General features: G+C 40.6%; 11 protein-coding genes and 1 pseudogene. 7 read left to right on the plus strand and 5 right to left on the minus strand.

Going from position 1 to position 17,858, the window contains the following annotated elements:
• Positions 1–88 precede the first annotated feature (88 nt).
• The 5 genes from HC725_RS12620 to bcsE all read right to left on the minus strand — a co-directional run bounded on the left by HC725_RS12620 (position 89) and on the right by bcsE (position 6,752).
• The gene (locus tag HC725_RS12620) at positions 89–1,447 is read right to left on the minus strand and encodes an alpha-amylase family glycosyl hydrolase (RefSeq protein ID WP_190332181.1); all 1,359 of its coding nucleotides are present in this window, start codon (positions 1,445–1,447) and stop codon (positions 89–91) included.
• 90 nt (positions 1,448–1,537) lie between these two features.
• Positions 1,538–2,815 (minus strand): maltoporin LamB, encoded by a 1,278-nt coding sequence (gene lamB / locus HC725_RS12625; RefSeq protein ID WP_190332182.1) that lies wholly within the window; start codon positions 2,813–2,815, stop codon positions 1,538–1,540.
• A 545-nt stretch (positions 2,816–3,360) separates the two neighbouring features.
• Positions 3,361–4,992 carry a cellulose biosynthesis protein BcsG gene (gene bcsG, locus HC725_RS12630; protein WP_190332183.1) on the minus strand — a complete coding sequence of 544 codons (1,632 nt, stop codon included), beginning with the start codon at positions 4,990–4,992 and terminating at the stop codon, positions 3,361–3,363.
• Positions 4,993–5,007: 15 nt separating this feature from the next.
• Positions 5,008–5,187, minus strand: a complete 180-nt coding sequence (locus tag HC725_RS12635; protein ID WP_190332184.1) for a hypothetical protein — start codon at positions 5,185–5,187, stop codon at positions 5,008–5,010.
• Between the two features lie 2 nt (positions 5,188–5,189).
• Positions 5,190–6,752, minus strand: coding sequence for a cellulose biosynthesis protein BcsE (gene bcsE / locus HC725_RS12640; protein WP_190332185.1), 1,563 nt, complete (start codon positions 6,750–6,752; stop codon positions 5,190–5,192).
• A 172-nt stretch (positions 6,753–6,924) separates the two neighbouring features.
• On the opposite strand from bcsE, the gene bcsR reads away from it, so the two are divergent.
• The 7 genes and pseudogenes from bcsR (at position 6,925) to HC725_RS12675 (ending at position 17,809) form a co-directional block, all read left to right on the plus strand.
• The gene (gene bcsR, locus HC725_RS12645) at positions 6,925–7,128 is read left to right on the plus strand and encodes a BcsR/BcsP family cellulose biosynthesis protein (protein WP_190332186.1); all 204 of its coding nucleotides are present in this window, start codon (positions 6,925–6,927) and stop codon (positions 7,126–7,128) included.
• A 13-nt stretch (positions 7,129–7,141) separates the two neighbouring features.
• Positions 7,142–7,909 (plus strand): cellulose biosynthesis protein BcsQ, encoded by a 768-nt coding sequence (gene bcsQ, locus HC725_RS12650; protein WP_190332187.1) that lies wholly within the window; start codon positions 7,142–7,144, stop codon positions 7,907–7,909.
• A gap of 4 nt (positions 7,910–7,913) precedes the next feature.
• Positions 7,914–10,568 (plus strand): annotated as a pseudogene (gene bcsA, locus HC725_RS12655) (UDP-forming cellulose synthase catalytic subunit).
• A 1-nt stretch (position 10,569) separates the two neighbouring features.
• The gene (gene bcsB, locus HC725_RS12660; protein WP_190332188.1) at positions 10,570–12,855 is read left to right on the plus strand and encodes a cellulose biosynthesis cyclic di-GMP-binding regulatory protein BcsB; all 2,286 of its coding nucleotides are present in this window, start codon (positions 10,570–10,572) and stop codon (positions 12,853–12,855) included.
• Positions 12,855–14,036: a cellulose synthase complex periplasmic endoglucanase BcsZ gene (bcsZ, locus tag HC725_RS12665; protein WP_190332189.1), complete on the plus strand. Its 1,182-nt coding sequence runs from the start codon at positions 12,855–12,857 to the stop codon at positions 14,034–14,036. Before bcsB ends, bcsZ begins: the two co-directional genes overlap by 1 nt.
• Positions 14,027–14,242: a hypothetical protein gene (locus HC725_RS12670; protein WP_190332190.1), complete on the plus strand. Its 216-nt coding sequence runs from the start codon at positions 14,027–14,029 to the stop codon at positions 14,240–14,242. The genes bcsZ and HC725_RS12670 overlap by 10 nt, the downstream gene beginning before the upstream one ends.
• A 21-nt stretch (positions 14,243–14,263) precedes the next feature.
• Positions 14,264–17,809 (plus strand): cellulose synthase subunit BcsC-related outer membrane protein, encoded by a 3,546-nt coding sequence (locus HC725_RS12675; RefSeq protein ID WP_190332191.1) that lies wholly within the window; start codon positions 14,264–14,266, stop codon positions 17,807–17,809.
• Positions 17,810–17,858: the final 49 nt, after the last annotated feature.

Genomic DNA, 17,858 nt, shown 5'->3' on the forward strand with positions numbered 1-17,858 from the left:
AAACAAAATAAACCTTCCAATCTTCTCTTTAAATAATAAAAACTTATAGGGAAGATTAAAAGGATGAATAGAGAGCTTGAGTTTACAGTTAAGCCATTAACATTAACCCTGATTGGGCAGGAATGGTTAAGGTATGTTGGGAGAGTAAATCATCCCCACCCAACAGCACACTATATTGCGCGACGGGGAGGTTAACTTGAAATTCTTCATTACTTTTATTGATAGCAATAATACCTTTAGCCGCTTCAATACTGCCGCGCAGCAATACTAATAATTCATTACCGCAGGCAAGAACATGAATCGGTTCGCCATGAACATGCTTATAAAAATGAATCATCTTAACTAAGTTATTATCGTACCAGCTTCTCATCCAACGAGGGTGACCTAATGCGTCGTAATCATTACTGGTGTTTAAATCGGTATAAATGAGCGGTGAACCATCACAAGCACCGAGTAAGTAACAATACGCGAGTTGCTCATGTTGCGGCGACATTAACTGATCACGAAAGATATCGTTATTAGGAATATCATGAGTGACAGCAAAGGTGATCGCACGATCAGGCGCTAAACATTGACCATTTTCGGCTGCCGATAATAAAGACTTCATGCTGGCGTTATGTTCAAACACATTCAAAATAGAGTGGAACAGTGGAAAATCATACGCATCAAAGCTGGTGTGCTTAACAAAAGGTTGCAAGAATATTTCATACTCGGCTTTACCCACGCCACCATCGGTAATGATCTCGCCAAAAATTTTGACATCAGTACAAATATTGGGTGTCCAAACCTTTTCGATATGTTGAGGAGAGAGGTGCTTTGCTGCATCAATGCGAAAGCCGTTTACACCCAGATTTTTTAGCGCACAGATATAATGTTGTTGCTGTTTTATCACGTTGTCGGTTGGCGCAAGCGTGGGCAATCCCGGATCGGTGTCACTACCACTTAAGCGACCTGTTTGTACTTCTTTTGCATCCAGCCAGTTTTTAATTGGAAAAGCGGCTTCAAAATCGATTTCGGTGAATAGCGGTTGAGATAAATCACCAAACAAGCGAAGTTGTTCATAGTACTCTGGTTGAGCTTGATATTGCGCTAAGATCGATTGATTGGGGTAATTTAGATCGCTTCGTAGATAGGCTTCATTCGCCATGTGGTTAAAGACGACATCCACATAGATTTTGATCTGCTGTTGTTTTAGCGCTTCAATCATGGTTATGAAATCCAGTGTATTACCCAATGGATTATCGATAATGCGATAATCTTGCGGCTGATAACGCATCCACCATTTATCTTCATCTGGTGACTTCATTGGCGGTGAAATTAAGACGGATTGATAACCTAGTTGTGCAATACGTTCGGCTTCTTCCGTGACTTTGTTATATGGCCAATCAAAGGCATGTAAAATCACATCAGCTTGAAATACGGCTGGCTTTTGTGTGAATACAGACATAATGCCCCTTAAATATTAATAAAAAAAATTGAGAGAAAACAACTAACGCCAGCAAAGGCCGGCGTTAGCATTTAAGCGACTACGATGGCATTACCACCATGCTTCCGCTTGGATGCCGACAGATACTTCAGATGAGTTGCCTTTTCCGAAGCGGTCATCATTTTTAAAGTCATCAACATAAGAGGCGTAGACGCGAATTTCAGGGCGAGCCCAGAAGCCAGAACCCGCAGACCATGCTTGAGCGACGGTAAATTTAGTCCCTTCATTATCGGCGCCATCGGTTCCCCACTGATTGTCTTCGGTGTAGTAACCGGCTTCAAGTTCGGTTTTCATGATTTCAGACCAGTTATAGATTGGACGCACAACAATGTTGGCAAAAGTATGGTCTTTTTTATCGCCCTTATAAGAGCTTTGAGCGTACATCACTTGGTGACCGAAATCCCAGTTCTCACTTAAATCTACCACACCGAAGTTAATCACACGGAAGCCTGTATCGCCATCGGAAACTGCAGGGACCCAGCTACCTGAGCCTAATCCAGCCATGCCCGATGCTGCGCCGTTGGTTGCAAATTGGAAAACCGTTTTGTTGAAGCCACCGAAGAAGTTACCTTGGGTGATCACTGCAGTCGCCATTACGCTGTCTTTAGTATCGAGATTGAAGTCTTCTTGATCATCCGATTCATTAACCATGTAGTAGTTTACGCCAAGCTCTAATGACGCATCTTGCCATAGACCTAATCCTGCGTAGCGTAAATCAAAGTTATTCACGTTAACGTTTTGGTTATCAGTTTTACCGTTACCATCAAGATCCACACCAATATCAGTACCAGCATCATCACGCATGAAAGCAAATGAGATTTTACCAGGTCCTGCTGTGACATTTTCAATACCGCCGCCCGCACCACCAGAAGTATTCCAATAGTAGAAGTCAGTGATATGGATGTCTTGACGTTGGTAGTAACGTTTACCTGCCCAAAGAGTGGCATCTGGATCCGCATCGAATAGGCCTTTTGCTTGCACGTTAAATTGCGCTAAAGCAACATCTGCTCCGTTGTCATCATCACGTGCTGATTCCCAACCGTTAGAGCCATCAGAGCCATAAGCAATCATTGAGCTAACAATAAATTCTGCCGTTTCACCTGCTTTGATTGGTTTGGTGTCTAATTGAATTTCACCATAAACATCATTCTCATTGCCAAGACGACCGACTTTATTTTTTTCATATGATTCATTGGCGCCACCATGAGCACTTACGCCAGCACCCGCTCGCATATAACCATGGAAGTCAGCTTCAACTGCCATGGCAGAAGAAGCAAGAAGAGCAGAAGATACCGCAGCAGCTGTTAAACAAACCTTTAGCGTTTTCATAATTACAATCCTTTATATTGTTTCCCGTTACCCGATTCATGCTATGACTCACTTGCATGCCAATGGGTTGATGTTCGCTGAATGCGTATAACTTTCTTTGGTTTAGTCATTCAGTGATGGAGCTATCTTGCGAGAAATGCGTTAACTCAACATCCTCCTAAAAGAGAGGCGTAGGGGGAGTAGAATTAAAGGATGAGTGTGGTGATCACACTTGGGGCAGAGAAGCTTTGAACCGAATGTGAAGCGGGCAGTTTTTTATCTAAGATTGGTGAGAAAATATGGGAGAACTATCACGAATTATACGGGTTTGTGATCTGGGCTTTATTTTGAAATTAGAGAAGAATTTAGTTGGCGCCGCGTTTGAATATTTTAAATATAAGGTAGCTTCTACTGCCAGACAGGAGGATGAGTCGATAGTTGCTAAGCAATAGATAAAAAGCTAAGCAGTAGCTAAAAGCCAACCGATATCTGTTATTGATACCGATTGGCTTAGGTCTTAAGTGACTTAAATGTACTTAGTTAAAGGCAGCGTAATGGTATTAAGTTTATTGAGGATACGCTTCCCACGTTTGACCATCTAAAGAAACATAAGGTTTGTGATTATATTCAATCACAGTCGTTCCTTCATTCTGAGCGACAAGCTTAGTTTGGGGTAGATCTTGCGCTAATGCTTTTGGATCAAAAGTATCTTTAGAGTAGGTGTTTTGTTCCAGTAATCGACTCACTAATGTAGACACCGCTAAGTAGCTTGATGGTTCTTTCACATGATAGGTTTCACCCGTGCGCTTTATATTTGAACCAAATATCTTCATGCCGACAGGAGTATGGACGATAGAACTTGATGGTATTTCTCGCATGCCAGGAATTTGCATTTTATCGCCGTGCATTCCAGCACCATGTTCAGGCACGAGAAAGACGACTACATTGCGTTTTGATTTTTTAATTTCTTCAAAAAACGCATTGAGATCATCGAGGAGATTTTTTAAGCGATGTTTATAACTTGGTAAGCCCGTTTCGCCAGTATTCGATAATATACGATTTCCATCATGCAGCGAGATTGTATTATAAAGCGCGGCCACTTTTTCTTGAGGATCTTTTTCTCGATTAGATAGCCAGCGATCCAGTACCTCTTTGTCTCGATAAATATTGGAACCATCAAATGCTGCTTGATAAGGTTTCAAGCCATCTTTATTCATAATAGGTGCAGTTAGATGGCCAGAGTCTTTGAGCAAACCAGTAAAATTATCGAATGAGCCGTTATGGTTCAGCATTAAGTTTTCGCCATAACCAAGTTTTGCCAAGTTATCGAATAAATAACATTGTTTTCTTGGTGCATCAGAAAATAGTTCACTGTGTTGTTCCTGCCCACAACTTGCACGCAGTAAACGAACAAGCGCAGGACCACTGTAAGACGTTGCCGCACTGAAATTATCAAACATAATGTCAAACTGTTTAAATAATGGGTGGTCTTCTAAGCCTGCAATTTTCACATCATCCCATGCAACCGAACAAATACTCAAAAAGAGCACATCAAATGGTTGTGCTTGAGCGCCATTCGGTGGAAACGTTGAGGTGCGGGTGGCTTCATTAGCAAAGAAATTTTGAGTTGCTTGATTTAATACAGCATCGTTTACGGGGCCGCTTTCGTCAGCAGCAGAATTATTAGAGTTTGTTTGCGCAGATTGAGTTTGAGCGGGGCTTACTGCGATGGCTGTTGGCGCTTGAGGTGTGGCCGTAGGAATGCTGATGTAAACCATGGCAGCAACAACAAAGATAGAAACACGTAAAAAACGATTAAAGAAATAATAAGCAAAAATTACAACGGCTATCGCTAAAATGTCCTGCAAAGAAATAAAGCGCATCATCAACTCAAAAAGGTAATCGAGTTTGAAGCTCATTAGTGAGCCAATCTGAGCCCATAATCTGTCAAGAGGTGGTAGGAATGAATCAAAATGACCTAGCCAAAATGCGATAGGGAAGGCGACAATGTTTTTGACTAATCGCAGGTAACGATTTTTGATTGGTACGAGCAAATAAGCAACAAACGCAAAATTTTCTACAGGATGAAAGCCTATAACCCCTTTCAGGTATAAAGCAATTTTGATGATGAAATATAAATTCCACCAACCTAATCCTAATTGTTGGTTTTGCACTTTGGTTTTATTAATATTTTTCATGAGGTTAAACTCTGCTTATTTATTTTTCTGTGGTGGCTGTTTTTCGAAGATAACTCTCTGAAAATATTTAGGCTTTCTAATTCGTTGGCAATATTGTTTGTAGCTGAACTTTACGACATCACGTAATAGAAACCCAGCGATGATCCCAACAACTCCGCTGACAATAATGGTTAGAATAAAATCACTTATATTCATGATTACACCTCGATAGGTTTATGAGTGGCATAGGTAACCGATGAGCTTGCTGTATTTTGTTCATTAGAGGAAAAAATAGAATGTTGAGTACTTAATTGAGCACTATTTTCATCAATAATGACTGCATTCGTGATGATTTCTGGTAATTGATCTTTCATTCTGCCTGTTGTGGTATAGATAGTATGGCTTTGAAATATATCCATGATAGGCAGATTGAAAATATGGCTAAGTGCGATTTGAACATCATTATGGCGAACGGAAGAAAGCAAAACATACAAAGCATCGCTGCATGCGGTGATTAAATCACCTTCTCTTTTGATATGGGACATACTAAGGCATGTATTAATATTCATTCCCGGCAATAAAGACAACTTGATCAATGCAAACTGTAATTGATTGTGTTCATATTGTTGAATCAAGTGATAGCATCGTTCAGCAAATCGTTGATTATCAACATAGCCTTTATAGCCGTACGCGGTATTGGTTTCTAAGCTCAATAGCGATTCAACGGTGTCGACTGGGTTGGTGGTGATATCTTGCTTTTGTAGTGTTTCGACCATACTTAGAAAGCGAGCGTAGCGGACATTCGCGGGTACAATTAAGTTGATACCTGCATGGGCTAAAAAGGTTTCATCGGAATAACGCAAGCATTGCTGCATTTCCCTTAATACAATCTTAAATTTATAGCCAAATTGTCGACGCAAGCGATAGCAGTTCAAAGCAAGAAGATGAATTTCAGTTTGTTGATGAATAGTCAGAATAACAGTGCCGGATGTGATGTTTTTGAGGGTATCAAATAGGTTTTGGTTATCCGTAAATGTAACCATAGTGGTATCGCTAGATTGATTAGTATCTATCGCTGAGTCTACGATATATAAGAAGCGATTATCATGCAGGTTTTGAGTGCTGTCTGTATCGTTTTGTTGTGAATCGACATCCACAGTTAAAACGCCAGCATCAGTGAATAGAATATCATATTCATAGTTTGTTGAAATGGATTGTCCAGAGATCCAATAATGAATCTGGTAAATAAATTTAGACAAATCGACTTGATGAATACTGGTTAAACCTAAAAAATATTCAGGGTTTTCAGTAAGCCAGTGCTCAACAATATGAGATTCTTGACCTTGGATGATAATTGAGACAAGTAATTTATTATCATGACTAAACTTTTTTAATAAACTAAAGAAAATCTGACGATCTAACTCGTTACTCATTAATATATGGCTATCAGGTAATAAAATAACTAATTTTTGTTTTTTAAATGTAGTGATTTTATTAAAATCTTTGATTAATTTGGTTAATGATAAAGATTCTTTGTTTTTCGATAAGAAATAAGTGTTCTGTTTGGAAAATAGTTCTTTTAAGGCATTAATTTTCTGGCGATCTTTATTGTTAAATATTTGTTCTAAACTACGAAAAGATACAAATGTACAATCTGGGGATGATTCAAGTAATGTTTTTATATAAGCATTTGATAGTTCTTCTTTTTTTGTAGTAAGGGCATATAGGCCAGCAGTAGCGGTTACTTGATGTTTTTGGTGTAAGTTAACTATTCCAAACATATGTTCAACCTTGGGCTATTATTGATAATAATAGATGTTTATTATAATTAGGTGTCAGTTTTTAACTTTCTACTTTAAACGATTTTTGACTATTTTTATGCGTGGGGATATTATCCGAAACCATTATTAAATGAAACTGTTGAATTACCCCCTCTATTAATATTGAGTGTATATGAGTGAGCGATTAAGCCAAGACATCAACAGCTTATTTCAATCTTTTGATGTGAAAAACCCCAAATATAATGAGTTGACGGAAAGGGAACGCTATCAACAAGTAAAACAAAAATGGCAAGCTTTACAAGGAGTAAGTGAGCTTTCAGGCAATAATAGCCAATTGAAAAACCACAGTACGGATATTGTTAAAATAGATAAATAAAGGTTAGGCGTTAATGAAGCGTATTGTAATCACGGGTGTTCGTGGTGGTGTTGGCGCAACCACTATCGCGGCAAATTTAACGATAGCCTTAAATTCAATCGAACAAAAAACATATGCTATTGATACCAACTCGAGTAATTTATTACGCCTGTATTTTTGCATGGAGCCGAATAATACTGATGGTTGGGCGCAGCGTATGCTTAACTCTCAAATATGGAAATCCGCTGGTTATCAAAATTCTCGTCAAATTTCTTTTGTCCCGTTTGGTGCGCTTGATCTAGAAGGTCGGGATAATTTATCAAGTTTAATCAATGAATTACCTAATGGTTTAAATAGTGTGTTTAAGGATGAGGAAGGTCAAGCGTCAACAAATTGGCAGATTATTTTATTACCAGAAGTAAAATGTCTAACTTCAATGCATTCATCGATATTAGCTAGCGCGGATATGGTGCTGTGTGTGACCAATCCTGATATTCAGAATTATATTAGCCTCCAACAAGATGTTCACTTTACGAAACTGATGTCTCATTGCCAACCCAAATTGCTGATTAATCGCTTTATGCCTGTGAGTGATGTCAGTCGAGACATGCTACTGGTTCTGCAAAATGAGTATCAACAATGTGCAGTTCCTATTGCTATGCACGAAGATACAGCAATATCTGAAGCTATCACAAATTTAGGTTCGGTATTAGAAAAAGCGCCGTATAGCCAAGCGGCTCAAGATTATCATGCATTGGCATTTTGGTGCTTGTCGTATTTAAACCAAGCTTCGCAGGATTAATCATATGTTCTCTTGGTTATCGTGGTTTTTTCAACCCGAAATTGTACGGCAGTTTCGCCAGCAACTTGATTTTTATAGTCATGACATGCCAAGCAGTAAAGCTGGGAAAGTGACTTTATCGCTATGGTTTGTTTTTGCATTTGTTGTTTTTAAACCTAAAATCTCAGGTGTAGAAAGTTGGAAGTTGCTTTATTTTTGGTTTCCTCAAGTCAATTTTTCACGCCCGAGCTTACTTGATCCACTGAGAGTTATGATTCAAGGCTTATGGGTAACAATTGTTCCTCAAAATCAACCTACTCAAAAACCATTGTCATTAATGGCTATAGGGCTGTGGTGCTTTAAGGCTATCCAGCGTATTTTTTATCTGCCATTTAATCTGATTTCTAGTGGAACGCATTGGTTGGAGAAACGTGCAGAGGAACTCGTCCATCAAGCGATAATCAGTAAAGCTGAAAAGGATGACCAAGATGATGGTCAGAACGAAGCGCTAAACGAAAAAACTAAGCAACCTTTCCATCTCGCACTTAACATTTTGATGGTGGCGTTGATCATTGTACTGGCGATTTTTTGTTTTACGGTTCCATTTGATTTAACGGCGCAAGCGATATTTCTTGCGGTGCTTTGGGCTATTTCAATGATGTTTCGCCGCATGATCGGCCGGTTTGCGACCATGTTGATGATTACTTTATCGGTGACGGTTTCTTGCCGTTATCTTTGGTGGCGATATACCTCAACTTTGAACTGGGATGATTCCCTTGGCTTGCTACTCGGCATTATTCTTTTGTGCGCTGAAACTTATTCTTGGATCGTACTTTTACTCGGTTATTTTCAAAATATTTGACCGCTTAATAGAAAACCAGTGCCGATGCCTGATGATCTTAATGAATGGCCAACTATTGATATGTTCATTCCAACCTATAATGAAGATCTTGATGTTGTTCGGGCGACCGTTTATGCCGCCCAAGGGGTTGATTGGCCAAAAGATAAGCTACAAATTTTCATTCTTGATGATGGCAAACGCGATAGCTTTCGTGATTTTGCCGCTGATGTTGGTGTTGGTTATATCCGCCGTCCGACTAATGAACATGCGAAAGCGGGCAATATCAATTACGCATTAAAGCAAACTTCTGCTGAGTTTGTGGCCATTTTTGATTGTGACCATATTCCGACTCGCGCTTTCTTTCAAATGAGCATGGGTTGGTTTATTCATGATCCAAAGCTCGCACTTATTCAAACGCCACATCACTTTTTCTCACCCGATCCATTTGAACGTAATTTGTCTAACTTTCGTGATGTACCTGGTGAAGGAAACCTTTTCTATGGTTTGATTCAAGATGGTAACGATTTATGGGACAGTGCTTTTTTCTGTGGTTCTTGTGCCATTCTTCGTCGTGAGCCATTAGAAGAAGTGGGCGGTATTGCGGTTGAAACAGTAACTGAAGATGCTCACACGTCATTGCGTATGCATCGATTAGGCTATCGTTCAGCTTATTTGCGTAAACCTTTATCTGCGGGTCTGGCAACGGAAACATTATCGGCTCATATTGGTCAGAGGATCCGGTGGGCGAGAGGGATGGCTCAGATATTTAGAGTCGATAATCCTTTAACGGGCAAAGGGCTTAAATGGCAACAACGATTGTGTTATGCCAATGCTATGCTGCATTTTTTATCCGGTATTCCAAGGATCATTTATCTGCTTGCACCATTGGCATTCTTGGTGCTGCATACTTACGTTATTTTTGCGCCAGCACTTGCCATTATTTTATATGTGGTTCCGCATATGGTTCATGCGGGTATGACAAACTCTCGTATGCAAGGTGAATATCGTCACTCTTTTTGGGGAGAAGTCTACGAAACCGTGTTGTCATGGTATATCGCACGCCCAACTACCGTGGCTTTATTTGCGCCACACAAAGGTACCTTTAATGTGACGGCTAAAGGTGGCTTGATTGAAGATGAGTATTTTGATTGGAATATTTCAGCGCCTTACTTGGTCTTGGTTGGATTGAATGTACTTGGTTTATTATTTGGAATATACCGGTTTGCTTATGGGCCTGAGCAAGAAATTGCCAGTGTTATTGTGAATATGTTCTGGGTTTTTTATAATTTGCTGATTTTAGGTGGGGCAGTGGCGGTGGCAGAAGAGGCTAAACAAGTGCGAGAAAATCACCGAGTCAGTGTGGATATTCCAATGAGTATTGCTCTTAAATCTGGCCATATTATTCGCTGTACTATGAAAGATTTCTCACTCGGAGGCGTGCGAATTCAGCTGCCTCAACCTGTTGAATTACCTTATGGTTATGCTATGGACGTGATATTGCAGAGAGGGGATAAATCGTATGTTTTCCCTATGCAAGCCGTTTATAATCAAGGCGATATATTAGGTTTGAAAGTAATGGAACTCAATAATCAGCAACAAGTTGATTATGTTCAATGCACTTTTGCCAGAGCCGATACGTGGGCTCAATGGCAGAGTGAATATAATGCAGACAAACCATTATTAAGTATGTGGCGAGTATTGCAAATTGGTGGTGAAGGGTACCGCCGTATTTTATTTAATGGACCGTTATTAACTCGCGTGTTGAGTCATATGTGTATGAATTCTTGGCGCGTGATTTACTCATTAAAACCACAAAATGCACCAATAAAGGGCGAATGATATGTGGATGAATAAGAAAATGAAGGCGTTAGCTTGCGCAATGAGTTTAGCCAGTGTAAGCAATGCTGCTTTTACGATGGATACTGCTGCGCAAGTAGTGACTTCACCAACTGCGAAGTTATCGGCTGTTTCACCTGTGGTGGAAAAAAGAACGCTTCTGTTCAATCAACTTGGCTATTCAAGCTCGATTCGAATGCAAGGTACAGAAAGCAATGTGTATGTTGGATTTGGTTCACGTTTAGATGAAATTGTGTCTCAAGGATCGGTTTCTTTTAACTTCATTCCATCGCCAGCTTTGTTGGCGCAAGTGTCTCACGTGAAAGTTTATTTTAATAATGAATTGATGGGCGTAGTCGCGATTACTTCAGGTTCTCAAGGTAAACGTATAAAAGCGACCATTCCTTTAGAGCCGCGTTTATTTAGTAACTATAATCAATTACGCTTTGAACTAATTGGTAATGCGAGCGAAGGTTGTGGCAACCCTAATGATGGCAGTATTTGGGCGGAAATTGGGCAAGAAAGCCACATCGATCTTAGTGTGCATAAGACTCAGTTAAATAATGACTTGAGTTTATTACCAGCTCCTTTTTTTGATAGCCGTGATTTTAGCCCACTCAAATTACCGATGGTGTTTGGTCAAGATATTGATATGGAAGAGATCAAAGCGGCTGGTATCGCTTCTTCCTATTTTGGTTCGTTGGCCGATACTCGTGGGACAGACTTCCCGGTTTTACGTAATAAAATTCCCGATCAAAATGCAATTGTGTTTGTTACTGATAGTAGCCGGCCAGATTTTTTAAAAGATTACCCAATGGCGGATGGCCCACGCTTACAAATTATCTCCCACCCAACCAAACCGTTCGTGAAATTACTGATTGTCAGTGGTCACGACAGTAAAGACTTAACCCAAGCCATCAAAGGGTTAGCGTTTGGGCAGCATTTATTAACTGGTCCTATCGCGAAAATTACCCGCATAGAACAAATTATGCCGCGGAAACCTTATGATGCGCCTAATTGGATTAATACCAAGCGTCCTGTTTTGCTGTCTGAAATGGTTGAATATGCGAGCAATCTTCAAGTAGAAGGACAAACACCACCTCCGATGAATGTTAGCTTCCGCCTACCGCCTGATTTATTTACTTGGCAAAGTCGTGGGATCCCATTTGATTTATCTTATCGTTATTCTCCACCTCAAACGGATAACTCCGGCTCTCGCATGAGCTTGAGTATTAATAATCAGTTTGTCCAAGCATTTAATTTAAACACCAAAGGTGAATCAGAGAATAATTCCCGTATTCGAGTACCAATGCTGGACGATGGCGTACTTGGTTCTGGCGATCAAATCAGAATACCTGCTTTTAAAGTCGGCAGTCGCAATGATCTCAAGTTTGAATTTGGGTTTTCATCTTCAACTTCAGGGGACTCAATTTGCCAAACTTCTCAACCAAGTAAGCAATACGCAGCGATTGATGGAAATTCTAGCTTAGATTTTTCAGGCTACCCACATTACATCGAAATGCCGAATATGAGGGCGTTTGCGAGTTCTGGTTTCCCATTTACCCGCATGGCTGATTTATCTGAAACTGCCGTAGTATTATCAAAGCAGCCTTCTGATGCTGAAATTGGCGCTTTCATTAATATGATGGGACGATTTGGTATTAACTCTGGGTACCCAGCGATTGGCATACAAGTAACTAGCGATTGGTCAAAAGAAGCGTTGAAAGATAAAGATATCTTAGCCATTGGTGTGATGGCAGGTCTTCACGATGTGAGTGAAAATAATCCGCCTAATATGCTGTTAAAAGATGGATTACGCTTCGCTAAATTGCCGAATAGAAATGAAAGGCAACAGGGCAAAAATTGGGTGAATCCATCGACTCATGCACCTGATCCAGCCGATGAAATCGAAGTGTCTGCGACAGGCGACTTTGCCTCTTTAACCAGTTACCAATCTCCTTTTAATAAACAACGTACGGTTGTTAATTTATTAGCAGAATCACCTAAATCATTAGCGTTAATTAACTCAGCATTAAATGATAGCGGTAAAGTGGATGCCATGTTTGGATCAGTTGTGAGTGTGCGTGATGGTAGTGTTGCTAGCTTTAACGTTGGTGAGCATTATTATGTCGGCAGCTTACCTGTTTGGCAGTTAATCTCATATCATTTCTCTCAATATCCCATCTTGATGGCACTAGCGGCTATGTTTTTGGTGATCTTAGTGACCATTGCTCTGTGGCGAATATTGAGCAGAATTGCCCGTAGCCGTTTAAAAGGAAAAGAAGACTAATGAAAACAATATTATGTGTTTTATCTTCTGTAATATTTATTTCTTGGTCTGCTCAAGCGTCAACGCAGTCTTCAATTCCTGTTGAGACTTCAACTTCGGTTCAAGCTTCAAATAATGTGTCGGCTTCACAGTGTCATTGGAGTCAATGGCAAAGTTTTAAAGCACATTATATTGAAGATGGAAGAGTGGTGGATAGCAGTGATGAGCGCAATATCACTACCTCGGAAGGTCAGTCTTATGGCATGTTCTTTGCGCTAGTTGCCAATGATAAAGCCGCTTTTCAACAACAGTTGGATTGGACGGAAGAGTATCTTGCTGGTGGTGATTTAACCGCACGATTACCTGCATGGTTATGGGGTACGAAACCCGATGGAAGTAAGGGTATTTTAGACACGAATACCGCTTCAGATTCTGATTTATGGATCGCATATTCTTTGGTAGAAGCCGGACAAAAATGGGATAACTATTATTACCAGACACTCGGCCACTTATTAGCGAGTCGTATTTTGCGAGAAGAAACGGCGACGGTTGATGGTTATGGCAAAGTTTTATTACCCGGTCGTGAGGGTTTTATTCTTGGAGATAACCATGTTCGATTTAATCCAAGTTACTTCCCCTTGCAGATCTTGACTCGAATGAAGTCTTTATACCCTGATTATCAATGGCAGGAATTGGTTGAGAGTAGCGATAAATTATTACTTGAAAGTATGCCTAAAGGTATTAGTCCTGATTGGGCAGAACTGACGACGAAAGGCATTCAACCGGATAGTCAAACCGAGTCTTTGGGCAGTTATAATGCAATTCGAACCTATTTATGGGCTGCAACGTTGGCTAATGATAGTCCTTATAAAAAACCGCTGATTGAGAAAATGCAGCCGCTAGTGAAAATCTTGCAAGACGAAGGAAAAATGCCTGAAGAGCTAGATGCTCAAACAGGAAACTATCAAGGACAAGGTGGTGTAGGGATTAATGCCGCTGTCATCCCTTTGCTGCAGGTTTCGGGTAAAGATCAGCTTGCGTCTCAATTTAGGCATCAAACCGAACAAGCCTTACCAACGATTGCGTCAGGAAGTTATTACAATAGTGTATTGGCATTATTTGCTCAAGGTTGGCTGGAAGGGCGTTATCAGTTTGATAAAACTGGACAGTTAATGACAAATTGGGACGATGCATGTCAATAAAATTTAGTGGAAAATATCGCTCCATGGCTTTTATTGTTTCGGCAATGTCATTACCGCTCTTAAGTATTCAAAGTGCGTATGCATTAGAAAGCCAAGCTGCCAATGTGATGACTTATGAAACGGTACATTTTTCGACAGATCTAGGCTCGATAAATTCTAAATCCCAGCTGATTAAACAATTGCATTACGCCCAATTATTGCATTGACCTGATATTACAGAGGCAACATTGGAGCGTTTATTTGCAATCGATCCAAATAATGCATCAGGGCTCTTTTTTCAGGCTCAATCCTATGTTGAAACTAAGCATATCGATAAAGCACAAGCTATTTTGAAGAAAATGCAGATATCAGCGCCTAGCGATCCTGAGACTAAAAGATTAGAAATTTATTTATCTATTTATAGCACCCGTAAATCGAGCTATTCACAAGCCCAGCTATTATCGCGTTCAGGTCGTACAGACCAAGCTCTTTCTGCATATCAAAAATTATTTCCCCAAGGGCCTCCAACGCCGACACTGCAACTTGAATATCTAAAATTATTAGATAAAAAACCTGAAAACTGGCAGCGGGTTCAAGAAGGTCTAGTTGTATTAAATAAAGAATATCCGGGCGTGCCAGATTTTCAGCTTGCATGGGCAAAGCATACTTTAGATGAAAACTCGCAAGATCCCGATGCTTTGCTGATGGTGCAAAAATTAACGCTTAACCCTAATACCAGTAGTGATGCTGCCATCGCTTGGCTTGGAAGTTTGGATGATCAATACATCACCAAAGACTTAGTGCAGCAATACGCGGTGTTAGCCAGTTATATGCCGCATAATGAGCAAATGCAAGATGCTTATCATGATGCTCAAAAACGCTTAGTGAAAGAAACGGATTTAAGAAAAGACCCAACCTACATGGATAAGCTAGCAGGCTTAGCATTGGTGGATGCAGATCAGTATCGAAAAGCCGAACCTAAGCTCAATGCTGCTTATGCAGCGCGTCCAACGGATCCTGAAATTCTAGCGGGTTTGGGGTTTGTGTATATGAAAACCGGTCGACAAGCAAAGGCGGTTGAATTCTTCACTCAAGCTAAAGCCAATGATCCTGATGTACGTTTCACCGATAAATGGGATTCGTTAATTCATGCTTCTGCTTATTGGGCAAATTTGGATAAAGGCGAGGCATTTTTAGCGAAAGGGCAGTTTAGCAATGCTCAAAAAGCCTATATGGAGTCGGTTAATATTGAGCCTGAAGATCCGTATGCTTATAACTATTTGGCAGAATTGGCTCTGGCTCAAAAGCAATATTCCCCACAAAAGCAATATTCACAAGCGGATAAGTATTATGTCACCGCCATTAGCAAAGATCCGTTAAATGAAACGGCGTTGCGTGGTCGTATTGATATTCGCGTACAGCAAAAAGGCAATCAAGCCGCTTATCAATTTGCTAAAACATTAACGCCTGCGCAACAACATGTAGTGCAAGATAAAACCGATGATCTCTATACAACGCTATTACTAGCAGGAGTCCAAAAAGATATCACGGCAGGTGACATGAAAGCGGCGACATTGAAACTCGATCAACTCGCGAAAAATCCACCGACATCTGCTTGGAGTCGAGCTGATATCGCAGATGCTTATCAAACAACGGGTAACCCTGAACGCGCCAATCAATTGATGGCGCAGTGGTCGAAGAGTCCTGCACCTGAAGTCCAATTTTCTTATGCGCTTTATTTATCTCGTCATGGACAAACGGCTCAAGCTATTGATGTATTAGAAGCGGTTCCTGTATCCAAGCGTAATGCTTCGATAGATAATAGTCTGATACGTCTAAAAATGGGCTTAGCATTTGCATCTCTAAGCCAGTTAGCTGAAACCGATAGAAGTGCAGCGAAAGCTAAGCTGGATCAGATGTTGTTAGATTATAGCAACGATCCTGCAGCACAAATTCGGCTAATTGGAATGGAATATCGTTTAGGTTTCGAATCAGATGCAAAAGACGATGCTGAGCGTTTAAAACCGTCGATTGCTTGGGATTATTCTACACAATTATCGTATGGCAGTTTGTTACTCGAATTAGAGAATTATTCGGACTTTGAAATTTGGAAGTCTACTTTGCCAGCGCCAAAAGGATCTGATAGTGAACAGCGTGATTATGCTCAACAACGAGATATGTTGTTTGCGCAATATGCGATGACGCAACATAATTATTCGGAGGCGATTAGCTTATATTACCCGATATCAAAAGGAGCTAACGTTTACCAAAAAGAGGCTCAGTTTGGTTTACTTGCCGCCTATCAAACCAGTGGTCAAAATCAACAAAGCGAACAGCTTGCGCAGCAATTATATAAAGAAAAGGACAGTCTATCGGGCTCTCAAATTGTGCAGTTGGCGAGTGTGTTAAATGAGCAGGAACATACACAACAAGCGCTTGTATTAACGCATAGTACCTTGCAATATTCAGACCTTGAAGCTTACCAATATCGCAGTAGCATGAGTATTGCGATGGAACACAAAGAATATCCATTGTCAGAGTCGTTAGCTTATCGAGCACTTTTGAGCGATCAAACGGATCGTCAAGCACAGGCAAATCCGCAAATACAAGTGGATGATGGAATAGCGCAAAACCATGGGCCACAACCTCAAACATTGCATCAGTTGTACGATAATGCTGATGATAATTGGTTAACCAATAGCGTTAAGTCTGATATTGATAAATTACATGATCGTAATGATGGTTATGTCGAGTTTGGTGTCGATTATAGTGGTCGTGACAGCGAAAATAGCGCCACTCAAATACCGATCGAAGTCAGCATACCAATGCCTAAATACGATGGTCACTTGTTGATCCGAACCGATGTGGTGATGCTTGATTCTGGTGATTTGAATTATTTTGATAAGAGTGAAGGGCACAGTTCAGAGTCAACGTTTAGTCAAAAAAATAATGGTGTGGCTTTTGGTATTGGCTGGAAAGCGAACACTTGGTCTGCCGATATAGGCACGACACCTATTGGGTTTGATCAAACGACGTGGGTTGGTGGACTCAATCTGTCTGGGGATTTAGGCGATCTTGGTTGGAAAGCCACCGCCTCTCGTCGCCCAGAGACCAGCAGCACGTTATCTTATGGTGGTATGGTTGTACCTGAGGATGATTTAGCAAATAAAGGTAAACACTGGGGAAATGTCGTTAGCACCGGTGTGAAACTCGGTGGGAGTTACGATGTAGGCGGACCTGTTGGCGTTTGGACTAGTGCACAATTCCATCAAATGACAGGCAACAATGTTGAAGATAATACTCGTTTGGGCTTGCTCGGTGGGCTTTATTGGAAGTTGATTGCAGAGTCGGATCGTCATTTAAGTGTCGGTGTGAACAGCATGTATTTGCACTATGATAAAAACTTGAGTGAGTATGCTTACGGTTACGGTGGCTATTACAGCCCACAACAATATTTCTCCATGTCATTACCGATTAACTGGTATCAACGTTTAGGCAATGAATGGTCTTACTTGGTCAGTGGTTCGGTATCTAACTCTTGGACCGCGGAAGATGCGCTTTATGGCTCTCAGGGGGAAGATGAAAAAGGTGGTGGATTTGGTTATTCATTACAGGCGGCGGTTGAAAAACGAGTGAGTCGACGTTGGTATTTAGGATTATCAATGGATATCCAACGCTCTGATTTTTATGAGCCTAATCATATGTTGATGTATGCCCGATATACTTTCTCTGACCGTTGGCAACCAATTGAAATGCCAGTCGATCCGTTAACATTATATTCTGATTTTGATTAAATTTCCTAAGTGATGGTAACCCAAAAAAAGCCCCAAACCAGTTAGGGAT

It is taken from the genome of Vibrio sp. S17_S38 (genome assembly GCF_014694375.1).
Taxonomy (GTDB): Bacteria; Pseudomonadota; Gammaproteobacteria; order Enterobacterales; family Vibrionaceae; genus Vibrio.

Bases quoted from the DNA above. Each gene is read 5' to 3' on its own strand.
- HC725_RS12620 (WP_190332181.1), bottom strand. From the start codon at position 1,447: ATGTCTGTATTCACACAAAAGCCAGCCGTATTTCAAGCTGATGTGATT.
- HC725_RS12635 (WP_190332184.1), bottom strand. From the start codon at position 5,187: ATGAATATAAGTGATTTTATTCTAACCATTATTGTCAGCGGAGTTGTT.
- lamB (WP_190332182.1), bottom strand. From the start codon at position 2,815: ATGAAAACGCTAAAGGTTTGTTTAACAGCTGCTGCGGTATCTTCTGCT.
- bcsB (WP_190332188.1), top strand. From the start codon at position 10,570: ATGTGGATGAATAAGAAAATGAAGGCGTTAGCTTGCGCAATGAGTTTA.
- bcsZ (WP_190332189.1), top strand. From the start codon at position 12,855: ATGAAAACAATATTATGTGTTTTATCTTCTGTAATATTTATTTCTTGG.
- bcsE (WP_190332185.1), bottom strand. From the start codon at position 6,752: ATGTTTGGAATAGTTAACTTACACCAAAAACATCAAGTAACCGCTACT.
- bcsR (WP_190332186.1), top strand. From the start codon at position 6,925: ATGAGTGAGCGATTAAGCCAAGACATCAACAGCTTATTTCAATCTTTT.
- bcsG (WP_190332183.1), bottom strand. From the start codon at position 4,992: ATGAAAAATATTAATAAAACCAAAGTGCAAAACCAACAATTAGGATTA.
- HC725_RS12670 (WP_190332190.1), top strand. From the start codon at position 14,027: ATGTCAATAAAATTTAGTGGAAAATATCGCTCCATGGCTTTTATTGTT.
- bcsQ (WP_190332187.1), top strand. From the start codon at position 7,142: ATGAAGCGTATTGTAATCACGGGTGTTCGTGGTGGTGTTGGCGCAACC.